Source organism: Stenotrophomonas sp. PS02297 (genome assembly GCF_029959705.1).
GTDB lineage: Bacteria > Pseudomonadota > Gammaproteobacteria > Xanthomonadales > Xanthomonadaceae > Stenotrophomonas > Stenotrophomonas nitritireducens.
The window spans coordinates 31561-54845 of the sequence record NZ_JASCOS010000012.1 but is presented as its reverse complement, the minus strand read 5'-3'; the positions used below and the strand labels follow the sequence as shown (position 1 = coordinate 54845).

The 23285-nt window shown below is 65.2% G+C and carries 16 protein-coding genes and 1 tRNA gene; all 17 read left to right on the top strand.

All coding sequences use genetic code 11. The annotated features are described in order from the left end of the window. Positions 1-19 precede the first annotated feature (19 nt). The 17 genes from tuf (QMX80_RS05000) (at position 20) to rplC (ending at position 23284) form a co-directional block, all read left to right on the top strand. Positions 20-1210 (top strand): elongation factor Tu, encoded by a 1191-nt coding sequence (tuf, locus tag QMX80_RS05000; protein WP_057505099.1) that lies wholly within the window; start codon positions 20-22, stop codon positions 1208-1210. Between the two features lie 107 nt (positions 1211-1317). After that, positions 1318-1393, top strand: a tRNA-Trp gene (locus tag QMX80_RS04995). Between the two features lie 47 nt (positions 1394-1440). After that, positions 1441-1848: a preprotein translocase subunit SecE gene (gene secE / locus QMX80_RS04990; RefSeq protein ID WP_055767450.1), complete on the top strand. Its 408-nt coding sequence runs from the start codon at positions 1441-1443 to the stop codon at positions 1846-1848. A 10-nt stretch (positions 1849-1858) separates the two neighbouring features. Continuing rightward, positions 1859-2419: a transcription termination/antitermination protein NusG gene (gene nusG / locus QMX80_RS04985; RefSeq protein WP_055767453.1), complete on the top strand. Its 561-nt coding sequence runs from the start codon at positions 1859-1861 to the stop codon at positions 2417-2419. 202 nt (positions 2420-2621) lie between these two features. Next, positions 2622-3050, top strand: coding sequence for a 50S ribosomal protein L11 (gene rplK / locus QMX80_RS04980; protein ID WP_055767456.1), 429 nt, complete (start codon positions 2622-2624; stop codon positions 3048-3050). A gap of 4 nt (positions 3051-3054) precedes the next feature. After that, complete coding sequence (rplA, locus tag QMX80_RS04975; protein WP_055767459.1) at positions 3055-3753, top strand: 50S ribosomal protein L1; 699 nt, start codon at positions 3055-3057, stop codon at positions 3751-3753. A gap of 383 nt (positions 3754-4136) precedes the next feature. After that, positions 4137-4670 carry a 50S ribosomal protein L10 gene (rplJ, locus tag QMX80_RS04970; RefSeq protein ID WP_055767461.1) on the top strand — a complete coding sequence of 178 codons (534 nt, stop codon included), beginning with the start codon at positions 4137-4139 and terminating at the stop codon, positions 4668-4670. A gap of 64 nt (positions 4671-4734) precedes the next feature. Beyond that, positions 4735-5100 (top strand): 50S ribosomal protein L7/L12, encoded by a 366-nt coding sequence (gene rplL, locus QMX80_RS04965; RefSeq protein ID WP_055767464.1) that lies wholly within the window; start codon positions 4735-4737, stop codon positions 5098-5100. Between the two features lie 309 nt (positions 5101-5409). Next, positions 5410-9603, top strand: coding sequence for a DNA-directed RNA polymerase subunit beta (rpoB, locus tag QMX80_RS04960; RefSeq protein ID WP_055767467.1), 4194 nt, complete (start codon positions 5410-5412; stop codon positions 9601-9603). 90 nt (positions 9604-9693) lie between these two features. Further along, on the top strand, positions 9694-13920 hold the full coding sequence (gene rpoC / locus QMX80_RS04955; RefSeq protein WP_282275624.1) for a DNA-directed RNA polymerase subunit beta': 4227 nt from the start codon (positions 9694-9696) through the stop codon (positions 13918-13920). 258 nt (positions 13921-14178) lie between these two features. Next, complete coding sequence (gene rpsL, locus QMX80_RS04950) at positions 14179-14553, top strand: 30S ribosomal protein S12 (protein WP_004145320.1); 375 nt, start codon at positions 14179-14181, stop codon at positions 14551-14553. Positions 14554-14565: 12 nt separating this feature from the next. Further along, the gene (rpsG, locus tag QMX80_RS04945) at positions 14566-15033 is read left to right on the top strand and encodes a 30S ribosomal protein S7 (protein ID WP_055767474.1); all 468 of its coding nucleotides are present in this window, start codon (positions 14566-14568) and stop codon (positions 15031-15033) included. Between the two features lie 139 nt (positions 15034-15172). Then, positions 15173-17314 (top strand): elongation factor G, encoded by a 2142-nt coding sequence (gene fusA / locus QMX80_RS04940; protein ID WP_055767477.1) that lies wholly within the window; start codon positions 15173-15175, stop codon positions 17312-17314. A gap of 52 nt (positions 17315-17366) precedes the next feature. Beyond that, positions 17367-18557 (top strand): elongation factor Tu, encoded by a 1191-nt coding sequence (gene tuf / locus QMX80_RS04935; RefSeq protein ID WP_057505101.1) that lies wholly within the window; start codon positions 17367-17369, stop codon positions 18555-18557. A gap of 618 nt (positions 18558-19175) precedes the next feature. Continuing rightward, complete coding sequence (locus QMX80_RS04930; RefSeq protein ID WP_282275621.1) at positions 19176-21911, top strand: M14 metallopeptidase family protein; 2736 nt, start codon at positions 19176-19178, stop codon at positions 21909-21911. Positions 21912-22310: 399 nt separating this feature from the next. Then, a complete protein-coding gene (rpsJ, locus tag QMX80_RS04925; RefSeq protein WP_005408208.1) occupies positions 22311-22622 on the top strand; it encodes a 30S ribosomal protein S10 in 312 nt (103 codons plus the stop codon). Positions 22623-22633: 11 nt separating this feature from the next. Then, entirely contained in the window at positions 22634-23284 is a 651-nt protein-coding gene (gene rplC / locus QMX80_RS04920) for a 50S ribosomal protein L3 (RefSeq protein ID WP_055767485.1), read from the top strand. Position 23285: the final 1 nt, after the last annotated feature.

Sequence of the window (23285 nt, the reverse complement as noted above, 5' to 3'; positions counted from 1 at the left end):
TTACCGAGAAGAAGCCGCCATGTCCAAGGGTAAGTTCGAACGTACCAAGCCGCACGTCAACGTCGGCACCATCGGCCACGTCGACCATGGCAAGACCACGCTGACCGCCGCGCTGACCAAGATCGGTGCCGAGCGCTTTGGCGGTGAGTTCAAGGACTACTCCTCGATCGACGCTGCGCCGGAAGAAAAGGCGCGCGGCATCACGATCTCGACCGCGCACGTCGAGTACGAATCCGACAGCCGCCACTACGCGCACGTCGACTGCCCGGGCCACGCCGACTACGTCAAGAACATGATCACCGGTGCCGCGCAGATGGACGGCGCGATCCTGGTGTGCTCGGCCGCTGACGGCCCGATGCCGCAGACCCGCGAGCACATCCTGCTGTCGCGCCAGGTCGGCGTGCCGTACATCGTCGTGTTCCTGAACAAGGCCGACATGGTGGACGACGCCGAACTGCTCGAGCTGGTGGAAATGGAAGTGCGCGAGCTGCTGAGCAAGTACGACTTCCCGGGCGACGACACCCCGATCATCTCGGGTTCGGCCCGCCTGGCGCTGGAAGGCGACCAGAGCGACATCGGCGTGCCGGCGATCCTGAAGCTGGTCGATGCGCTGGACAGCTGGATCCCGACCCCGGAGCGTGACGTCGACAAGCCGTTCCTGATGCCGGTGGAAGACGTGTTCTCGATCTCGGGCCGCGGCACCGTGGTGACCGGTCGTATCGAGCGCGGCGTGATCAAGGTGGGTGAGGAAATCGAGATCGTCGGTATCCGTCCGACCCAGAAGACCACCGTGACCGGCGTGGAAATGTTCCGCAAGCTGCTGGACCAGGGCCAGGCGGGCGACAACGCGGGCCTGCTGCTGCGCGGCACCAAGCGTGACGACGTGGAGCGCGGCCAGGTGCTGGCCAAGCCGGGTTCGATCACCCCGCACACCGAGTTCGAGGCTGAGGTGTACGTGCTGTCGAAGGACGAAGGTGGCCGTCACACCCCGTTCTTCAAGGGCTACCGTCCGCAGTTCTACTTCCGTACCACCGACATCACCGGCGCCGTGCAGCTGCCGGAGGGCGTCGAGATGGTGATGCCGGGCGACAACGTGAAGATGTCGGTCACGCTGATCAACCCGGTGGCGATGGACGAAGGCCTGCGCTTCGCGATCCGCGAAGGCGGCCGTACCGTCGGCGCCGGCGTGGTTGCCAAGATCGTCAAGTAAGCCTGCAGTACCCGGCGGTAGTTGAGTCTGCCGCTGGTACGCGAATGGCGGGCCGGGAACCTCGGTCCGCCTTCGCCGTCTAAGGGACGTGAAACAAGCCAAGTCATACGCCAGTAGCTCAATTGGCAGAGCAGCGGTCTCCAAAACCGCAGGTTGGGGGTTCGAGTCCCTCCTGGCGTGCCACTTGCCACCTATCCAGTGACCTTGGTCGCGCCCGCAGCAAGAGTCGGATGAACAGCAAGATCGAGCATTCCAAGAGCGCCGCTTCCGGTGGCGATATGGTCAAGTACGTCGGCGCCGCCCTGCTGGTGCTGGCGGGCTTGTTCGTCTGGTTCTGGTTCTCCACTCCGGTGCGCTCGGCCCAGCTGGGCGCGTGGGCGGGTCAGTTGCGTGCGCTGGCCGTGATCGTCGGCCTGGTTGCCGGTGGCGCGTTGTTCATGTTCAGCGCCAAGGGCCATCAGGTCCGCGAATTCCTTTCCGAATCCCGTTTCGAACTGCGCAAGGTCGTGTGGCCGACCCGCCAGGAAGCCATCCGCATGACCTGGGTGGTGATCGTGGTCGTGATCGTGCTGAGCCTGCTGCTGGGTGGTTTCGACTTCGCGATCCAGAAGTTGACCCAGTGGTTCCTGGGGCGTTGAGGAGATAACAGTGAAACGTTGGTACGTCGTCCACGCCTATTCGGGCTTCGAGAAGTCGGTGGCCCAGGCCCTGCGTGACCGCATCGCCCGCGAGGGCATGGAGGAGCGTTTCGGCGACGTCCTGGTTCCGACCGAGGAAGTGGTGGAAATGCGTTCCGGCCAGAAGCGCCGTTCCGAGCGCAAGTTCTTCCCGGGTTACGTGCTGGTCCAGATCGAGACCCACGAGGAAGCCGGCATTCCGCGCATCGACAACGAAAGCTGGCACCTGGTCAAGGAAACCCCGAAGGTGATGGGTTTCATTGGTGGTACCGCCGACCGTCCGCTGCCAATCCGCGACGACGAAGCTGCCGCCATCCTGGATCGTGTCCAGGAAGGCGTCGAGAAGCCGCGTCCGAAGGTGTTGTTCGAGCCGGGCCAGATGGTCCGCGTCACCGAAGGCCCGTTCAACGATTTCAACGGCGTGGTCGAGGAAGTCAACTACGAGAAGAGCCGCCTGCGCGTTTCGGTGCTGATCTTCGGTCGCGCCACCCCGGTCGAGCTCGAGTTCGGCCAGGTCGAGAAGGCGGTCTGATTTCTGCCGCCAACCTGTTCAGGTTGGTGCTGAAAAAACTGCTAGAATTGCCGGCTCCCTGCGAGGGAGCTGAAGCCAAAGGCTGCCGAGAGGTGGCCTTTGGCGCGATTCCAGGATTTCAAAACGCGATGCCGGGACGCGTGATTCCCGGTCCGATGGGGAGCCTGTTGTCGCAAGGCGCTAGCACCCGGAGAGCACTCAAATGGCAAAGAAAGTTGTCGGTTACATCAAGCTGCAGGTGAAGGCCGGTCAGGCCAACCCCTCGCCGCCGGTCGGTCCTGCGCTGGGTCAGCGCGGCCTGAACATCATGGAATTCTGCAAGGCCTTCAACGCCGCCACGCAGAAGCTGGAGCCGGGTCTGCCGGTGCCGGTGATCATCACGGCCTACTCGGACCGTACCTTCACCTTCATCACCAAGAGCACCCCGGCCACCGTGCTGCTCAAGAAGGCGGCGGGCATCACCTCGGGCTCCAAGCGCCCGAACACCGACAAGGTGGGCAAGGTCACCCGCAAGCAGCTGGAAGAAATCTGTAAGGCGAAGGAGCCGGATCTGACGGCTGCCGACCTGGACGCCGCCGTGCGTACGATCGCGGGCTCGGCCCGTTCCATGGGCCTTGTGGTGGAGGGTTAATCTGATGGCACAGACCAAGCGTGAGAAGGCCATCAAGGCCGCCGTCGTCCCGGGCAAGACCTATGCCTTCGAGGACGCGATCAACATCCTGAAGACCGTTGCCAAGGCCAAGTTCGTCGAGTCGATCGACGTTGCTGTGCGCCTGGGCGTGGATGCGAAGAAGTCCGACCAGCAGGTGCGCGGTTCGACCGTGCTGCCGGCCGGTACCGGCAAGTCGGTCCGCGTCGCCGTGTTCGCCCCGGCCGGTGCCAAGGCTGACGAAGCCCTGGCCGCTGGCGCCGAAGCCGTCGGCATGGACGACCTGGCCGAGAAGATGCAGGCCGGCGATCTGAACTACGACGTCGTCATCGCGACCCCGGACGCCATGCGCGTCGTCGGCAAGCTGGGTACCGTGCTGGGCCCGCGCGGCTTGATGCCGAACCCGAAGGTCGGCACCGTTTCCCCGAACCCGGGCGAAGCCGTGAAGAACGCCAAGTCGGGCCAGGTCCGTTACCGCACCGACAAGGCCGGCATCATCCACTGCACCATCGGCAAGGCCAGCTTCGACAACGCTGCGCTGCAGTCGAACCTGCAGGCGCTGCTGCTGGACCTGATCAAGGCCAAGCCGGCCACCTCGAAGGGCACCTACCTGCAGAAGGTCTCGGTCAGCTCGACGATGGGCCCGGGCGTCACCGTCGACCAGTCGTCGCTGACCCTGAAGTAATTGTTTCAAGCGGACACGGCACCCTGGTGTCGTGTCCGTCATTTTGAAGGCACCGAGCCGGCCTGTCCGGCCCGGTAGCCGTCAAAGACCGCAGGCGCGGTCAGCGCATACCGGCGACGGGCAGGGAAGCTCGATCTGGCAAGGAGTCGCCGCCGGCATAGCGGGATCGCTTAATCGATTCCCCGGGAATCACCCTGCGTAGATGGTGCCGCCCTTCTGGAGTTTTCTGGTTCACGCAGGTCTGGGATTCCCGGGTCGGCACACTCCAGGTCTGGAATGGCCACCACCGGAGCGTCACCCCGATGCTCCCGGCGTCCAGGACGGATGCCGCACAGGACCGCAAACGGCAGGAGCCGTAAGCGGAGTTCAATTGGAGGAGTGCAATGGCTCTCAATCTGTCCCAGAAGCAAGAAGTAGTCGCCGAACTGGCAGACGTCGCCGCCAAGGCCCACTCCTTGATCGCAGCCGAATACGCTGGCACCACGGTCGCCCAGATGACCGCGATGCGCAAGCAGGCCCGCGAAACCGGTGTTTTCTTGAAGGTTGTCAAGAACACGCTGGCCGCGCGCGCCGTCGAAGGCACCGATTTCGCAGTCGCTAAGGACCAGATGGTCGGTCCGCTGCTGTATGCGTTTTCGCTCGAGGAGCCCGGCGCTGCCGGTCGCCTGATCAAGGATGCCGCCAAGGGCAATGACAAGCTGCAGGCGAAGATCGTGGCCGTGGGTGGCGAAGTCTACCCGGCGAGCCACGTCGACGTGCTGGCATCGCTGCCGACCCGTGATCAGGCCCTGGCCATGCTGGCCCGCGTCCTGACCGAGCCGGTCACCATGTTCGCGCGCGCCGTCAAGGCTGTTGGTGAGAAGCAGAACGGTGGGGCGGCTGTCGAAGCTGCCGAGCCGGCCGCTGAAACCGCCTGAGTTCGACGTTTCCGTGGTTCCTTTCGGAACCTCAAATCCAGAATATTTTCAAAAGGTAATCAAAATGTCCCTTACCAACGATCAGATCGTCGACGCAATCGCCGAAAAGTCCCTGATGGAAGTGATGGAGCTGGTCAAGGCCATCGAAGAGAAGTTCGGCGTGTCCGCCGCTGCTCCGGTTGCCGTTGCCGTTGCCGGTCCGGCTGCTGTTGTTGAAGAGCAGACCGAGTTCAACGTCATCCTGAAGGATGCCGGCGCCAAGAAGGTCGAGGTCATCAAGGCCGTCCGCGCCATCACCGGCCTGGGCCTGAAGGAAGCGAAGGATCTGGCCGAGGCCGGTGGCGTCGTGAAGGAAGGCGCTTCGAAGGAAGACGCCGAGAAGTTCAAGAAGGAACTGGAAGCCGCCGGCGCCACCGTCGAGCTGAAGTAAGCAGTTCCCTTGCGTCGCCATCGAATCACGGCGATGCAGCCAAGGCTGGGGGCCTAAAGCCCCCGGCCTTTGGTCGTTGTAGAGCCGGGCCCTGCCCGGTGCGGTGACAAGCCCAACACGGGCTGCGTTCCAACCCCTGCCGGCCAGCGCATCGCGCGGCGGACAGGGCGGCAGGCAGACGAGTTGGCAGTTGGAAGTAGCGGGAGAAGGCGTGCTGGTGCCGGCAATACCAGCGACTTCCAACTGACAATTTAAAAGTTCCCTTCCGGGTCGTGGACGCACGGCCTGCACAACAAGGTGGAAGACCCCATGACGTCCTATTCGTACACCGAAAAAAAGCGCATCCGCAAGGATTTCGGCAAGCAGCGCTCGATCCTCGAGGTGCCGTTCCTGCTGGCCATCCAGGTCGACTCGTACCGCGAGTTCCTGCAGGAAAACGTTGATCCGGCCAAGCGCTCCGACCACGGCCTGCACGCCGCGCTGAAGTCGGTGTTCCCGATCTCCAGCTACAGCGGCAATGCCGCCCTGGAGTACGTGGGCTACAAGCTGGGCGAGCCGGTGTTCGACGAGCGCGAGTGCCGCCAGCGTGGCATGAGCTACGGCGCGCCGCTGCGCGTGACCGTGCGCCTGGTCATCTACGACAAGGAATCGTCCACCAAGGCGATCAAGTACGTGAAGGAGCAGGAGGTCTACCTCGGCGAGATCCCGCTGATGACCGACAACGGCACCTTCATCGTCAACGGTACCGAGCGCGTCATCGTGTCGCAGCTGCACCGTTCGCCGGGCGTGTTCTTCGACCACGACCGCGGCAAGACCCACAGCTCGGGCAAGCTGCTGTACAGCGCCCGCATCATCCCTTACCGCGGCTCCTGGCTGGACTTCGAGTTCGACCCGAAGGATGCGCTGTTCACCCGTATCGACCGCCGCCGCAAGCTGCCGGTGTCGATCCTGCTGCGCGCGCTCGGCTACAACAACGAAGAAATGCTCAACGAGTTCTTCGACATCAACACCTTCCACATCCTGCCGGAAGGCGAGGGTGTGCAGCTGGAGCTGGTGGCCGAGCGCCTGCGTGGCGAAACTCTGGGCTTCGACCTGGCTGATGGCGACAAGGTCATCGTGGAAGCCGGCAAGCGCATCACCGCGCGCCACGTCAAGCAGCTGCAGGCCTCGGGCATCGCCGCGCTGGCCGTGCCGGACGACTACCTGGTCGGCCGCATCCTGTCGCACGACGTCGTCGACGCCAACACCGGCGAGCTGCTGGCCCAGGCCAACGACGAGATCACCGACGAGCAGCTGCAGAACTTCCGCAAGGCTGGCGTGGACGCGGTCGGCACCCTGTGGGTGAACGACCTGGACCGCGGTCCGTACCTGTCCAACACCCTGCGCATCGACCCGACCAAGACCCAGCTCGAGGCCCTGGTCGAGATCTACCGCATGATGCGCCCGGGCGAGCCGCCGACCAAGGACGCCGCGCAGAACCTGTTCCACAACCTGTTCTTCACCTTCGAGCGTTACGACCTGTCCACGGTCGGCCGCATGAAGTTCAACCGCCGTGTCGGCCGCAAGGAAGTCACCGGCGAGGCCGTGCTGTACGACCAGAAGTACTTCGGCGAGCGCAACGACGAGGAGTCCAAGCGCCTGGTCGCCGCGCACGGCGAGGGTTCGGACATCCTGGACGTGATCAAGGTCCTGACCGAGATCCGCAACGGCCGTGGCGTGGTCGACGACATCGACCACCTGGGCAACCGTCGCGTGCGTTCGGTCGGCGAAATGGCCGAGAACGTGTTCCGCGTCGGCCTGGTCCGCGTCGAGCGCGCGGTCAAGGAGCGCCTGTCGATGGCCGAGTCCGAGGGCCTGACCCCGCAGGAGCTGATCAACGCCAAGCCGGTCGCCGCCGCCATCAAGGAGTTCTTCGGTTCCTCGCAGCTGTCGCAGTTCATGGACCAGAACAACCCGCTGTCGGAAGTGACGCACAAGCGCCGCGTCTCGGCGCTGGGCCCGGGCGGCCTGACCCGCGAACGCGCCGGCTTCGAAGTGCGCGACGTGCACCCGACCCATTACGGCCGCGTCTGCACCATCGAAACCCCGGAAGGCCCGAACATCGGCCTGATCAACTCGCTGGCCGTGTTCGCCCGCACCAACCAGTACGGTTTCCTCGAGACCCCGTACCGCAAGGTCGTGGACGGCAAGGTCACCGACGACGTCGAGTACCTGTCGGCGATCGAGGAGAACGAGTACGTCATCGCCCAGGCCAACGCCCTGACCGATGCCAAGAACATGCTCACCGAGCAGTTCGTGCCGTGCCGCTACCAGGGCGAGTCGCTGCTGAAGCCGCCGGCGGAAGTGCACTTCATGGACGTCTCGCCGATGCAGACCGTGTCGGTCGCCGCGGCGCTGGTGCCGTTCCTGGAGCACGACGACGCCAACCGCGCGCTGATGGGCGCGAACATGCAGCGCCAGGCCGTGCCGACCCTGCGCGCGCAGAAGCCGCTGGTGGGTACCGGCATCGAGCGTGCCGTGGCGCGCGACTCGGGCGTGACCGTGAACGCCCGTCGCGGCGGTGACATCGTGCAGATCGACGCTGGCCGCATCGTGGTCAAGGTCAACGAGAACGAGATCACCGATGCCGCCGACGCCGGCGTCGACATCTACAACCTGATCAAGTACACCCGTTCGAACCAGAACACCTGCATCAACCAGCGTCCGCTGGTGAACGTGGGCGACGTGATCGCGCGCGGCGACGTGCTGGCCGACGGCCCGTCCACCGACATCGGTGAACTGGCGCTGGGCCAGAACATGCTGATCGCGTTCATGCCGTGGAACGGCTACAACTTCGAAGACTCCATCCTGCTCTCCGAGCGCGTGGTGGAAGAGGATCGCTACACCACGATCCACATCGAAGAGCTGACCTGCGTCGCGCGCGACACCAAGCTGGGGCCGGAGGAAATCTCCGCCGACATCCCGAACGTCTCCGAGCAGGCGCTGAACCGCCTGGACGAGAGCGGCGTGGTGTACATCGGTGCGGAAGTCCGCGCCGGCGACATCCTGGTCGGCAAGGTCACGCCGAAGGGCGAAAGCCAGCTGACCCCGGAAGAGAAGCTGCTGCGCGCGATCTTCGGCGAGAAGGCTTCGGACGTTAAGGACAGCTCGCTGCGCGTTCCGCCGGGCATGGACGGCACCGTCATCGACGTGCAGGTCTTCACCCGCGACGGCATCGAGAAGGACAAGCGCGCGCGCCAGATCGAAGAGAACGAGATCAAGCGCGTCAAGAAGGACTTCGACGACCAGTTCCGCATCCTGGAAGCGGCGATCTACGCGCGCCTGCGCTCGCAGATCGTCGGCAAGGTGGCCAACGGCGGTGCTGGCCTGAAGAAGGGCGACACCATCAGCGACGCCCTCCTCGACGGCCTGAAGAAGGCCGACTGGTTCACCCTGCGCATGAAGGACGAGGACGCCTCCGAAGCCATCGAGCGCGCGCAGAAGCAGATCCAGGCGCACGAGAAGGAATTCGAGCGTCGCTTCGCCGACAAGCGCGGCAAGATCACCCAGGGCGACGACCTCGCTCCGGGCGTGCTGAAGATGGTCAAGGTGTTCCTGGCCGTGAAGCGCCGCATCCAGCCGGGCGACAAGATGGCCGGCCGTCACGGCAACAAGGGCGTGGTCTCCAACGTGGTGCCGGTCGAGGACATGCCGTACATGGCCGACGGTACTTCGGTGGACATCTGCCTGAATCCGCTGGGCGTGCCGTCGCGTATGAACATCGGCCAGATCCTCGAGGTGCACCTGGGCTGGGCCGCCAAGGGCCTGGGCAAGCGCATCCAGAAGATGCTGGAGCAGCAGCGTGCGGTGAACGAGCTGCGCGAGTTCCTCGGCAAGATCTACAACCACGACACCAAGCTGGCCGGCGATCGCGTCGACCTGTCGCAGTTCAGCGATGAAGAGCTGGTGGCGCTGGCCAAGAACCTGACCGACGGCGTGCCGATGGCCACCCCGGTGTTCGACGGCGCGCACGAGGACGAGATCCGCGAGATGCTGAACCTGGCGTACCCGGACGGCGACAAGGACACCGAGCAGCTGGGCTTCAACGGCAGCAAGACGCAGATGCAGCTGTACGACGGCCGCACCGGCGAGGCGTTCGACCGCAAGACCACCGTTGGCTACATGCACTACCTGAAGCTGAACCACCTGGTCGACGACAAGATGCACGCCCGTTCGACCGGCCCGTACTCGCTCGTCACCCAGCAGCCGCTGGGCGGCAAGGCGCAGTTCGGCGGCCAGCGCTTCGGTGAGATGGAAGTCTGGGCGCTGGAAGCCTACGGCGCGGCCTACACCCTGCAGGAAATGCTGACGGTGAAGTCCGACGACGTGCAGGGCCGCAACCAGATGTACAAGAACATCGTCGACGGCGAGCACGAGATGGTCGCGGGCATGCCGGAATCCTTCAACGTGCTGGTGAAGGAAATCCGCTCCCTGGCCATCAACATGGAACTGGAAGACAACTGATCGCGCAGGCGCCGCCGCAGTGATGCGGCGGCGCCGCCGGCAGCGCCCTGACAGCCCATCGACACAGCATTCCTCCTTTCGGAGAACACCATGAAAGACCTGCTCAATCTCTTCAACCAGCAGCGCCAGACGCTGGACTTCGACGCGATCAAGATCGGCCTGGCTTCGCCGGACCTGATCCGCTCCTGGTCCTTCGGCGAGGTGAAGAAGCCGGAAACCATCAATTACCGCACCTTCAAGCCGGAACGCGACGGCCTGTTCTGCGCCGCCATCTTCGGCCCGGTGAAGGACTACGAGTGCCTGTGCGGCAAGTACAAGCGCATGAAGCACCGCGGCGTCGTGTGCGAGAAGTGCGGCACCGAAGTGACCCTGGCCAAGGTGCGCCGCGAGCGCATGGGCCACATCGACCTGGCTTCGCCGGTCGCCCACATCTGGTTCCTCAAGTCGCTGCCGTCGCGCATCGGCCTGATGCTGGACATGACCCTGCGCGACATCGAGCGCGTGCTGTACTTCGAAGCCTACGTGGTGACCGAGCCGGGCCTGACCGCCCTGGAGCGCCGCCAGCTGCTGACCGAAGAACAGTACCTGCAGGCGCGCCAGGAGCATGGCGACGACTTCGACGCCGCCATGGGCGCCGAGGCCGTGTACGAACTGCTGCGCACCATCGACCTGCAGGCCGAAATGGTGAAGCTGCGCGAGGAAATCGCCTCCACCGGTTCGGAAACCAAGCTCAAGCGCCTGACCAAGCGCATCAAGCTGGTCGAAGCCTTCCTCGAGTCGGGCAACCGTCCGGAGTGGATGGTGATGACCGTGCTGCCGGTGCTGCCGCCGGATCTGCGCCCGCTGGTGCCGCTGGACGGTGGCCGCTTCGCGACCTCCGACCTGAACGATCTGTACCGCCGCGTCATCAACCGCAACAACCGCCTGCGCCGCCTGCTGGAGCTCAATGCTCCGGACATCATCGTGCGCAACGAAAAGCGCATGCTGCAGGAATCGGTTGACGCCCTGCTGGACAACGGCCGTCGTGGCCGTGCCATCACCGGCACCAACAAGCGCCCGCTCAAGTCGCTGGCCGACATGATCAAGGGCAAGCAGGGTCGCTTCCGCCAGAACCTGCTCGGCAAGCGCGTCGACTACTCCGGCCGTTCGGTGATCACCGTCGGTCCGTACCTGAAGCTGCACCAGTGCGGCCTGCCGAAGAAGATGGCGCTGGAGCTGTTCAAGCCGTTCGTCTTCGCCAAGCTGCAGCGTCGTGGCCTGGCCACCACCATCAAGGCCGCCAAGAAGCTGGTCGAGCGCGAGGAAGGCGAAGTCTGGGACATCCTGGAAGAAGTCATCCGCGAGCATCCGGTGCTGCTGAACCGCGCGCCGACCCTGCACCGCCTCGGCATCCAGGCGTTCGAGCCGCTGCTGATCGAGGGCAAGGCCATCCAGCTGCACCCGCTGGTCTGCACCGCGTTCAACGCCGACTTCGACGGTGACCAGATGGCCGTCCACGTGCCGCTCTCGCTGGAAGCCCAGCTGGAAGCGCGCGCGTTGATGATGTCCACCAACAACATCCTGTCGCCGGCCAACGGCGAGCCGATCATCGTGCCGTCGCAGGACGTGGTGTTGGGCCTGTACTACCTCAGCCGTGCCCTGATCAACAAGAAGGGCGAGGGCATGGTGTTCGCCAACACCAACGAAGTGAAGCGCGCCTACGACAACCGCGTGGTCGAGCTGCACGCCCGGGTCAAGGTGCGCATCACCCAGGTCGAGCGCGACGAACAGGGCAACAAGGTCAGCAAGGCCTCGATCCAGGACACGACCGTCGGCCGTGCGCTGCTGAGCGAGATCATGCCCGAGGGCCTGCCGTTCGAGCTGTGCAACACCGAGATGACCAAGAAGAACATCTCGCGCCTGATCAACCAGAGCTACCGTCTGCTGGGCCTGAAGGACACCGTGGTGTTCGCCGACAAGCTGATGTACACCGGCTATGCCTACGCGACCCGCGCCGGCGTGTCGATCGGCATCGACGACATGCTGATCCCGGACGAGAAGAAGGGCATCCTGGGCGAAGCCGAGCAGGAAGTGCTGGAAATCCAGGAGCAGTACCAGTCGGGTCTGGTCACCGCCGGCGAGCGCTACAACAAGGTGGTCGACATCTGGTCGCGCACCAACGAGCGCATCGCCAAGGCGATGATGGAAACCATCGGTACCGAGAAGGTCGAGGACGCCGAAGGCAAGACCGTCGACCAGAAGTCGATGAACTCGCTGTACATCATGGCCGACTCCGGCGCCCGTGGTAGCCAGGCGCAGATCCGCCAGCTGGCCGGCATGCGCGGCCTGATGGCCCGCCCGGACGGCTCGATCATCGAGACGCCCATCAAGGCGAACTTCCGCGAAGGCCTGAACGTGCAGGAGTACTTCAACTCCACCCACGGTGCCCGTAAGGGTCTGGCCGATACCGCGCTGAAGACGGCGAACTCGGGTTACCTGACTCGTCGTCTGGTCGACGTGGCGCAGGACGTGGTGATCACCGAAGTCGACTGCGGCACCGTCGAGGGCCTGACCATGACCCCGATCGTGGAAGGCGGCGACGTGGTCGAGCCGTTGAAGGACCGCGTGCTGGGCCGCGTCGTGGCCGAGGACGTGTTCCTGCCGGGCAACGACGAGGATCCGATCGTCACCCGCAACACGCTGCTCGACGAGCAGTGGGTGAACAAGCTGGAAGAAGCCGGCGTGCAGTCGATCAAGGTGCGCTCGACCATCACCTGCGAATCGGCCTTCGGCGTCTGCGGCCGCTGCTACGGCCGCGACCTGGCCCGTGGCCACATCGTCAACATCGGCGAAGCGGTCGGCGTCATCGCCGCGCAGTCGATCGGCGAGCCGGGTACCCAGCTGACCATGCGTACGTTCCACATCGGTGGTGCGGCATCGCGTGCGGCGGCGGTGGACAACATCACCGTCAAGACCACCGGTTCGGTCAAGTTCAACAACCTCAAGCACGTCGACCACGCCAACGGTTCGCTGGTGGCGGTGTCGCGTTCGGGCGAAGTGTCGGTGCTCGATGCCCACGGCCGCGAGCGCGAGCGCTACAAGCTGCCGTACGGTGCCACCATCACCGTCAAGGACGGCGCCGAGATCAAGGCTGGCCAGACCGTGGCCAACTGGGATCCGCACAACCACCCGATCGTGTCCGAAGTGGCCGGTTTCATCCGCTTCATCGACTTCGTCGACGGCATCACCGTCATCGAGAAGACCGATGAGCTGACCGGCCTGGCGTCGCGCGAAATCACCGATCCGAAGCGTCGTGGCTCGCAGGCCAAGGATCTGCGTCCGCTGGTCCGCATCGTCGATGGCAAGGGCAACGACCTGACCATCCCGGGCACCGACCTGCCGGCGCAGTACCTGCTGCCGCCGCGCTCGATCGTCAACCTGCAGGACGGCGCCCCGGTGGGCGTGGGCGACGTGGTCGCCAAGATCCCGCAGGAAGCGTCGAAGACCCGCGACATCACCGGTGGTCTGCCGCGCGTGGCCGACCTGTTCGAAGCGCGCAAGCCGAAGGATCCGGCGATCCTGGCCGAGCGTTCGGGCATCATCAGCTTCGGCAAGGACACCAAGGGCAAGCAGCGCCTGATCATCAAGGACACCGATGGTTCCGAGCACGAAGAGCTGATCCCGAAGTACCGCCAGATCATCGTGTTCGAAGGCGAGCACGTGACCCGCGGTGAAACCGTGGTGGACGGCGAGCCGAGCCCGCAGGACATCCTGCGCCTGAAGGGCGTGGAGGAACTGGCGCGCTACCTGGTCAAGGAAATCCAGGACGTGTACCGCCTGCAGGGCGTGAAGATCAACGACAAGCACATCGAAGTGATCTCGCGCCAGATGCTGCGCAAGGTCGAGATCATCGACCAGGGCGGCAGCAAGTTCCTCAATGGCGAGCAGGCCGAGCGCCAGCGCGTGATCGAGGAAAACGCCAGGCTGGCGTCCCGCAACGAGCTGCCGGCCCGCTTCGAGCCGGTGCTGCTGGGCATCACCAAGGCTTCGCTGGCGACCGAGTCGTTCATCTCGGCGGCGTCGTTCCAGGAAACCACCCGCGTGCTGACCGAGGCGGCCGTGCGCGGCACCGCCGACAACCTGCGCGGCCTGAAGGAAAACGTGATCGTCGGCCGCCTGATTCCGGCGGGTACCGGCCTTGCGTACCATACCAAGCGCCGTCGCGGCGCCTCCGGCCTGACCGAGTCGGAGATCGAGACCTTGGCCGGTACGGCCGCGGTGGTCGAGCCGGAGGTCGCGTCGACTGAAGCTGAACAGGCTGCAGGCGGCGAGGAATGAGGTAGGTCCGGCCATCGTCTGGCCGGGCGCTTTGAAGAATTGCCGGTCCGTCCGCGGGCCGGCGGTTCAACCTGAACGGGGTACATGGAGGCCCCCCTGTAACGGCCCGGGATCAGGGCTGGCCTTGACAGGACGCATTTGACCGCGTTCTGGAGGGGTTGCTACAATCGTCTGTCTCGGCAGGCCTGAATTTTGGGCCTGCTTTACATTTTCCGCATCCTTGGCCGTTTTTACGGCCCCAATCAGAAGAACCTACTGATGGCGACGATCAACCAGCTGGTCCGCAAGCCGCGGCAAGCGACCACCTACAAGAGTGCCTCGCCGGCGCTCGACAAGTGCCCGCAGCGCCGTGGCGTCTGCACCCGTGTCTACACCACCACTCCGAAGAAGCCGAACTCGGCTCTGCGCAAGGTTGCCAAGGTCCGCCTGACCAACCAGGAAGAAGTGATTTCCTACATCGGTGGTGAAGGCCACAACCTGCAGGAGCACTCCGTGGTCCTGATCCGCGGCGGTCGCGTCAAGGACCTGCCGGGTGTGCGTTACCACACCGTTCGTGGCTCGCTCGACGCCGCCGGCGTCGCCAAGCGTCGCCAGGCCCGTTCCAAGTACGGCGCCAAGCGTCCGAAGGCCTAAGGAGAGAGCACTATGTCGCGTAAAGGTAATACCCCGCAGCGTTCCGTCCTGCCCGATCCGAAGCACGGAAGCGAAACCATCGCCCGCTTCATCAACATGGTGATGCTGAGCGGCAAGAAGTCGATCGCTGAAAAGATCGTCTATGGCGCCATGGACGTGATCGGCGAGAAGAATCCGAATGCCGTCGAGCTGGTGCAGAAGGCGCTGGACAACGTGGCTCCGGCCGTCGAAGTGAAGTCCCGCCGCGTCGGCGGCGCCACCTACCAGGTGCCGGTCGAAGTGCGTGCCTCGCGCAAGATGGCCCTGGCGATGCGCTGGCTGATCGAATCGGCACGCAAGCGTGGCGAGAACTCGATGCCGCGCAAGCTGGCCGCTGAACTGCTGGACGCCTCGGAAAACCGTGGCGGCGCCATCAAGAAGCGTGAAGAAACCCACCGCATGGCGGAAGCGAACAAGGCGTTCGCGCACTACCGCTGGTGAGTTTGAAGGCCTTGTGAATACAGGCCGGTGACACCATCTGGGTGTCACCTCGCGGTGACAGAATCGCCGCGCCAACCCGAAGGCCGCCGAAAGGCGGCATTCGGCCATTCCGAAATCCGAAAAATCTGAGAGGCTCCCCGTGGCCCGTTCCACTCCCATCGAGCGTTACCGCAACTTCGGCATCATGGCCCACATCGATGCCGGCAAGACCACCACGTCCGAGCGCATCCTGTTCTACACCGGCAAGAACCACAAGCTGGGCGAAACGCACGATGGCTCCGCCACCATGGACTGGATGGAGCAGGAACAGGAGCGTGGCATCACGATCCAGTCCGCTGCCACCACCGCGTTCTGGAAGGGCATGGACAAGTCCCTGCCGGAGCACCGCTTCAACATCATCGACACCCCCGGGCACGTCGACTTCACCATCGAAGTGGAGCGCTCGCTGCGCGTGCTCGACGGTGCGGTGTTCGTGCTGTGCGCCGTGGGTGGCGTGCAGCCGCAGTCGGAAACCGTGTGGCGCCAGGCCAACAAGTACCACGTGCCGCGCATCGCGTTCGTCAACAAGATGGACCGTACCGGCGCGAACTTCCTGAAGGTCCGGGACCAGCTGCGCGCCAAGCTCGGCGCCGTCGCCGTGCCGATGCAGCTGCCGATCGGCGCCGAAGAGAACTTCAAGGGCGTTGTCGACCTGCTCAAGATGAAGGCCATCCAGTGGGATGAAGCCTCGCAGGGCATGAAGTTCGAGTACGGCGAAGTGCCGGCCGACATGAAGGACGCAGCCGAAGAGGCGCGCACCTTCATGATCGAGACGGCTGCCGAAGCCAGCGAAGAGCTGATGGAAAAGTACCTGGGCGGCGAAGAGCTGGCCGAGGCCGAGATCATCGAAGCGCTGCGCGTCCGTACGCTGGCGACCGAGATCGTGCCGATGTACTGCGGCTCGGCGTTCAAGAACAAGGGCGTGCAGGCCATGCTCGACGGCGTGATCCAGCTGCTGCCGTCGCCGGTGGACGTGCCGGACGTGAAGGGCGTGGACGTTGACGACGAAACCAAGGAGCTGAGCCGTCATTCCGACGACAAGGCCCCGTTCTCGTCGCTGGCGTTCAAGATCATCACCGACCCGTTCGTCGGCGCGCTGACCTTCTTCCGCGTCTACTCGGGCACCCTGAGCGGTGGCGACACCGTGCTGAACTCGGTCAAGGGCAAGAAGGAGCGCATCGGTCGCATCCTGCAGATGCACTCGAACAACCGCGAGGAAATCAAGGAAGTTCTGGCCGGTGACATCGCCGCGGCGGTGGGCCTGAAGGACACCTCCACCGGCGATACCCTGTGCGCGCCGGAAGCGCCGATCATCCTGGAGCGCATGGCGTTCCCGGAGCCGGTGATCTCGATGGCCGTCGAGCCGAAGACCAAGTCCGACCAGGAAAAGATGGGCATGGCCCTGGGCCGCCTGGCGCAGGAAGATCCGTCGTTCCGCGTCAAGACCGACGAAGAGTCGGGTCAGACGATCATCTCGGGCATGGGCGAGCTGCACCTGGACATCATCGTCGACCGCCTGAAGCGCGAATTCAGCGTCGAGGCGAACGTCGGCAAGCCGCAGGTGGCCTACCGCGAGACCATCCAGGCCGCGGACGTGAAGTCGGACTACAAGCACGCCAAGCAGTCCGGTGGTAAGGGCCAGTACGGTCACGTCGTGATCGAGCTGTCGCCGATCACCGCCGAAGACCGCGCCGATCCGAAGATCGCTCCGCTGATCAAGGACGATTTCCTGTTCCTGAACGAAATCACCGGCGGCGTGATCCCGAAGGAATTCATTCCTTCCGTGGAAAAGGGCCTGCGCGAGACCATCACCAGCGGCCCGCTGGCCGGCTTCCCGGTGGTGGACGTGAAGGTCAAGCTGGTGTTCGGCTCGTACCACGACGTCGACTCGTCGGAAATGGCGTTCAAGCTCGCTTCGTCGATGGCCTTCAAGCAGGGCTTCGCCAAGGCCAAGCCGGTGCTGCTGGAGCCGATCATGAAGGTCGAGATCGTCACCCCGGAGGACTACCAGGGCGACGTGATGGGCGACGTGAGCCGTCGTCGCGGCGTGCTGCAGGGCTCGGGCACCACCGGTGATGGCTCGGCCAGCATCATCAATGCGATGATCCCGCTGGGCGAGATGTTCGGCTACGCCACCGCGTTGCGTTCGCAGACCCAGGGTCGCGCGACCTTCACGATGGAGTTCGACCATTACGAGCCGGCGCCGAACAACATCGCCGACACCGTCATCAAGAAGGCCTGAGCCCCGGCTCGGGTCCTTCCCAAAAATTTTGAGCTAATCAAGGAATCGCAAAATGTCCAAGAGCAAGTTTGAGCGCACCAAGCCGCACGTCAACGTCGGCACCATCGGCCACGTCGACCATGGCAAGACCACGCTGACCGCCGCACTGACCAAGGTGGGCGCCGAGCGTTTCGGTGGCGAGTTCCACGCCTACGACGCCATCGACAAGGCGCCGGAAGAGAAGGCGCGCGGCATCACGATCTCCACCTCGCACGTCGAGTACGAGTCCCCGAGCCGCCACTACGCGCACGTCGACTGCCCGGGCCACGCCGACTACGTCAAGAACATGATCACCGGTGCCGCGCAGATGGATGGCGCGATCCTGGTGTGCTCGGCTGCTGACGGCCCGATGCCGCAGACCCGCGAGCACATCCTGCTGTCGCGCCAGGTCGGCGTGCCGTACATCGTCGTGTTCCTGAACAAGGCCGACATGGTGGACGACGCCGAGCTGCTCGAGCTGGTGGAAATGGAAGTGCGCGAGCTGCTGAGCAAGTACGACTTCCCGGGCGACGACACCCCGATCATCTCGGGCTCGGCCCGTCTGGCGCTGGAAGGCGACCAGAGCGACATCGGCGTGCCGGCGATCCTGAAGCTGGTCGATGCGCTGGACAGCTGGATCCCGACCCCGGAGCGTGACGTCGACAAGCCGTTCCTGATGCCGGTGGAAGACGTATTCTCGATCTCGGGCCGCGGCACCGTGGTGACCGGTCGTATCGAGCGCGGCATCATCAAGGTGGGCGACGAAATCGAAATCGTCGGCATCCGTCCGACCCAGAAGACCACTGTGACCGGCGTGGAAATGTTCCGCAAGCTGCTGGACCAGGGCCAGGCGGGCGACAACGCGGGCCTGCTGCTGCGCGGCACCAAGCGTGACGACGTGGAGCGCGGCCAGGTTCTGTCCAAGCCGGGTTCGATCACCCCGCACACCCAGTTCGACGCCGAAGTGTACGTGCTGTCGAAGGACGAGGGCGGCCGTCACACCCCGTTCTTCAAGGGCTACCGTCCGCAGTTCTACTTCCGTACCACCGACATCACCGGCGCTTGCGAGCTGCCGGAGGGCGTCGAGATGGTGATGCCGGGCGACAACGTGAAGATGTCGGTCACGCTGATCAACCCGGTGGCGATGGACGAAGGCCTGCGCTTCGCGATCCGCGAAGGCGGCCGTACCGTCGGCGCCGGCGTGGTTGCCAAGATCACCAAGTAAGCGCGTCTTCCCTGTCCGCGGGGAGCGTGAAAGAAGGGCGGCCTCCGGGCCGCCCTTTTTTGTGGTTCCGCCAGCCAGGGGAAAGCATCCCCTGCGTTCCCGTGGAGCGGGACAACGCCCGGCTGAAGCCTTCCTGGCCAGGCCCGCCGGGCGTTGCCCGGCGCTACAGGGCCGCCGTGATCCACGTTCTGTAGAGCGGGGCAACGCCCCGCTGGAGCCTTCCTGGCCAGGCCCCGTCGGGTGTTGCCCGGCGCTACAAAGCCGCCGTGATCCACGTTCTGTAGAGCGGGGCAACGCCCCGCTGGAGCCTTTCTGTCCAGGCCCCGCCAGGTGTTGCCCGACGCTGCAAGGCCGCCGTGATCCGCCTTCCGTAAAGCAGGGCTGCGCCTCGCTGGGGCCTTCCCGGCCGGGTCCAGCCAGTGCGGGCTGGCGTCGCCTGGCGCGATGCGCCATGGCTTCCCGCATCCGCGGGTGGCGGAAAATGCCCGCTGTTCCGCTCTTGTATCAATGGGCTGTGCAGCCGTCGTGACCTTTGCTACGTGAAACCGGTGGCGGGGGTGCTTAAGGTGCGTGCCGCGGTTGCGGCCGCCAACAAGATAGAGACCAGGAGAAGACGGGATGTTGCGAGGTTCGGGACAACGGCGGCGCAGGGTGGCGCTGGCAGTAGCGCTGGCGGCGATCGCCGCAGTGGCGCAGGCGGCGGTACCGGCGCCTAAGGAGCACTTCGGCTTCACCATCGGCGACGATTACATGCTCGCCACCTATACCCAGACCGAGGCGTATTTCCGCAAGGTCGCCGCCGGCTCAGACCGGTTCCGGCTCGTTGAACTGGGCAGGACCTCGGAAGGGCGCCCGCAGCTGATGCTGGTCGCCTCCTCGCCGGCCAACCTGGCAAAACTGGACGAGTACCGCGGCATCTCCGAGCGCCTGGCGCGGGCGCGCGATGACGAGGCCGTCGCGCGCGGGCTGGCGGAGCAGGGCAAGGCGGTGGTGTGGATCGACGGCGGCCTGCATGCCAACGAGACCGTCGGCGCGCACCAGCTGATCGAGACCGTGTGGCAGCTGGCCAGCCGCGACGACGCAGAGACCCGGCGCATCCTCGACGACACGATCGTGCTGCTGGTCCATGCCAATCCGGACGGGCAGGAGCTGTACTCGGACTGGTACATGCGCGAGCCGGTGCCGGCCAGGCGCGTGCTCGACAAGCCGCCGCGCCTGTACCAGAAGTACGCCGGCCACGACAACAACCGCGACTTCTACATGGCCGCGCTGCAGGAAACGCGCAACCTCAACCTGGCGATGTACACGCGCTGGTACCCGCAGATCGTCTACAACCACCACCAGACCTCGCCCAAGGGCACGGTCATCGTGATCCCGCCGTACCGCGATCCGTACAACTACAACATCGACGCGATGATCCCGGTCGGGCTGGAGTCGCTCGGCTCGACGATGAATCTGCGCTTCCTGCAGGAGAACAAGCCGGGTGCGGTATCCAAGGGCGGCAGCGTGTATTCCACCTGGTGGAACGGCGGCCTGCGCACCATGCCGTACTTCCACAACATGCTCGGCGTGCTGACCGAAATCACCGGCAACCCGACGCCGATGCAGATCCCGTTCCTGCCGGACCGGCAGCTGCCCGACAGCAACCTGCCGGCGCCGGTGCCGGCGCAGACCTGGCATTTCCGCCAGTCCATCGACTACAGCCTGACCGCCAACTGGGCGTTGCTGGACTACGCCTCGCGCAACCGCGAGCAGCTGCTGTGGAACATCTACCGCATGGGCCGCAATTCCATCGAGCGCGGCAGCCGCGATACCTGGACGGCCAGTCCGAGCGTCCTGGCCAGGGCCCGCGCCGACGCAGGCAAGGACGGCAAGCCGGCGGCGGAGCTGGATGCGGGGCAGGTGAGCGCCCTGCTGCGGCGCCCGGAGCAGCGCGATCCGCGCGGCTACATCATCCCGGCCGACCAGGCGGATTTCCCGACCGCGACCGCCTTCGTCAATGCGCTGCAGCTGGCGGGTGTCGAGGTGGAGCGTGCGACCCGGCCGTTCGCCGTGGCTGGCCGCAGGTATCCGGCCGGCTCGTTCGTGGTCAAGGCCGAACAGGCGTTCCGGCCGCACGTGCTGGACATGTTCGAGCCGCAGGACCACCCGCATGACTTCGAGTACGCCGGCGGCCCGCCGATCGCGCCCTACGACTCGGCCGGCTGGACGCTGGCCTTCCAGATGGGCGTGGCATTCGATCGCGTGCTGGAAGGGTTCGATGGCCCGTTCGAGGCGCTGCCGGCAGGGCAGCTGCAGGTGCCGGCTGACGTGCCGGTGCCCGCCTCGGCCACCGGCTACCTGCTCGATGCGCGGGCCAACAACAGCGTGATCGCGGTCAACCGGTTGCTCAAGGCCGGCGTGGCGGTGCGGCGCCTGCATGACCGCGATGGCGCCTTCTTCGTGCCATCCGCATCGGCGTCGGCCATGGCCGGGGCCTTGCGTGGCACCGGCGTGGTGGCGGCCGTCGCTGGCCGTAGCGTCAAGGGTGGTGAGCCGATGAGGGCGCCGCGTATCGCGCTGTGGGACCACTATGGCGGCTCCATGGTCTCCGGCTGGACGCGGCTGGTCCTGGAAAACTTCGGTTTCGACTATGAAGTGGTCTATCCGCAGCAGATCCTCGATGGTGACCTGCGCAGCCGGTTCGACGTGCTGATCCTGCCCAGTGGCGCGCTGCCGCTGCCCGGGGAGCTTGCGATCGAGGGCAAGGCCGGGCGTGCGCCGGCCTCGCCAGACCCGGCCACCATCCCGGCCGAGTTCCGCCCGATGCTGGGCGAACTGGACGGCGAGCCGGCGGTCGCGGCGCTGCGCCGCTTCCTGCAGGCCGGCGGCCATGTCGTGGCCACCGGTTCCTCCAGCGGGCTGGCGCTGCAGCTCGGCCTGCCGCTGCGCAGCCATCTGCTGGGCAAGGGGGCGGACGGCCAGTCCCGCGCGCTCAACCAGCGCGAGTACTACATCCCCGGCAGCGTGCTGCAGGTGGCAGTGGACAAGTCGCGCCCGCTCAACTGGGGGTTGCCGCAGCGCCTGGACGTGTACTTCTCCGACGGTCGCTGGGACAATGCCCCGGTGTTCGATCTTCCTGCCGGCCGCGGCGACATCCGCCCGCTGCTGCGCTTCGACTCGGCCACGCCGCTGCGCAGCGGCTGGGCCTGGGGCCAGGAACACCTGCAGGGCGGGGTGCTGGCCGCCGAGGCCGACGTCGGTGCCGGGCGCCTGACCTTCTTCGGGACGGATATCACCTTCCGCTCGCAGACCCACGGTTCGTTCAAGCTGCTGTTCAACAGCCTGCTGCAGGCCGGCGCCACCGCGGAATGAGGGGTCTGGACGGGCGCACGGAAGCGTCCGCCCGTCCAAGCATGGCCGGCAGCTGAAGCGCAAGAGGGACGGAGTGCCGGGGGCTTGCAAAGCCCCGGGAATGCTGACAGAATGCACGACCACTCGCGGGACTCATGCTTGCATGGGCTCCGCAACCAGCGAAATGAAGGGCAGGACGCGCTTCGTATTCGCCAGACTAAGGACAGGTCGCGTGGGTCGCTCCGGAGGGTTCGGGGCGCTTTCTGCGCGTTTGTTTGTGTCTGGGCGGGCCGGGAAACCGGGCCGCCTTGCTGTTTTGAAGGGATTCGCGCGACGGCCGGGTGGCATGGCCGCGCATTCATGGGGTCCGGTACACAAGAGGCCGGGCCTGTCGCTCTTTAGACCTATAGGAACACCGTCATGGCGGACCAAAAGATCCGGATTCGGCTGAAGGCGTTCGATCATCGTTTGATCGACCGCTCGGCCAGCGAGATCGTTGAAACGGCCAAGCGGACCGGCGCGCAAGTGCGTGGCCCGATCCCGCTGCCGACCAAGATCGAACGTTACACCGTTCTGGTTTCCCCGCACGTCGACAAGGACGCGCGTGACCAGTACGAAACCCGCACGCACAAGCGCGTGCTCGACATCGTCGACCCCAACGACAAGACCGTGGACGCGCTGATGAAGCTCGAACTGGCTGCCGGCGTCGACGTTCAGATCAAGCTGACCTGAGGACTACGACCATGACGAAGAAGTATTCGTTGGGCTTCGTGGGCCGCAAGGCCGGCATGAGCCGCGTTTTCACTGAAGATGGCCTGTCCATCCCGGTGACCCTGATCGAAGCCACCCCGAACCGCATCGCGCAGATCAAGACCGTCGAAACCGACGGCTACAGCGCCGTGCAGGTGACCGTCGGCGCCCGTCGCGCCGCCCTGGTGAACAAGCCGGAAGCCGGCCACTTCGCCAAGGCCAAGGTCGAAGCCGGTCGTGGCCTGTGGGAATTCCGCGTCGAGGACGCCCAGATCGGCGATTACGCCGTCGGTGGCGAAGTCAAGGCGGACATCTTCGAAGTCGGCCAGATCGTCGACGTCCAGGGTGTCACCAAGGGCAAGGGCTTCCAGGGCACCATCAAGCGCTACAACTTCACCATGGGCGACGCCACCCACGGTAACTCGCTGTCGCATCGCGCGCCGGGTTCGTTGGGCCAGCGCCAGACCCCGGGTCGCGTTTTCCCGGGCAAGAAGATGGCCGGCCACATGGGTGCCGTGCAGCAGAGCACGCAGAACCTGGAAGTGGTCAAGGTCGACGTCGAGCGTGGTCTGATTGCCGTCCGTGGTGCCGTTCCGGGTGCTGCCGGTGGCGACGTGATCGTGCGTCCGGCGAGCAAGGCATAAG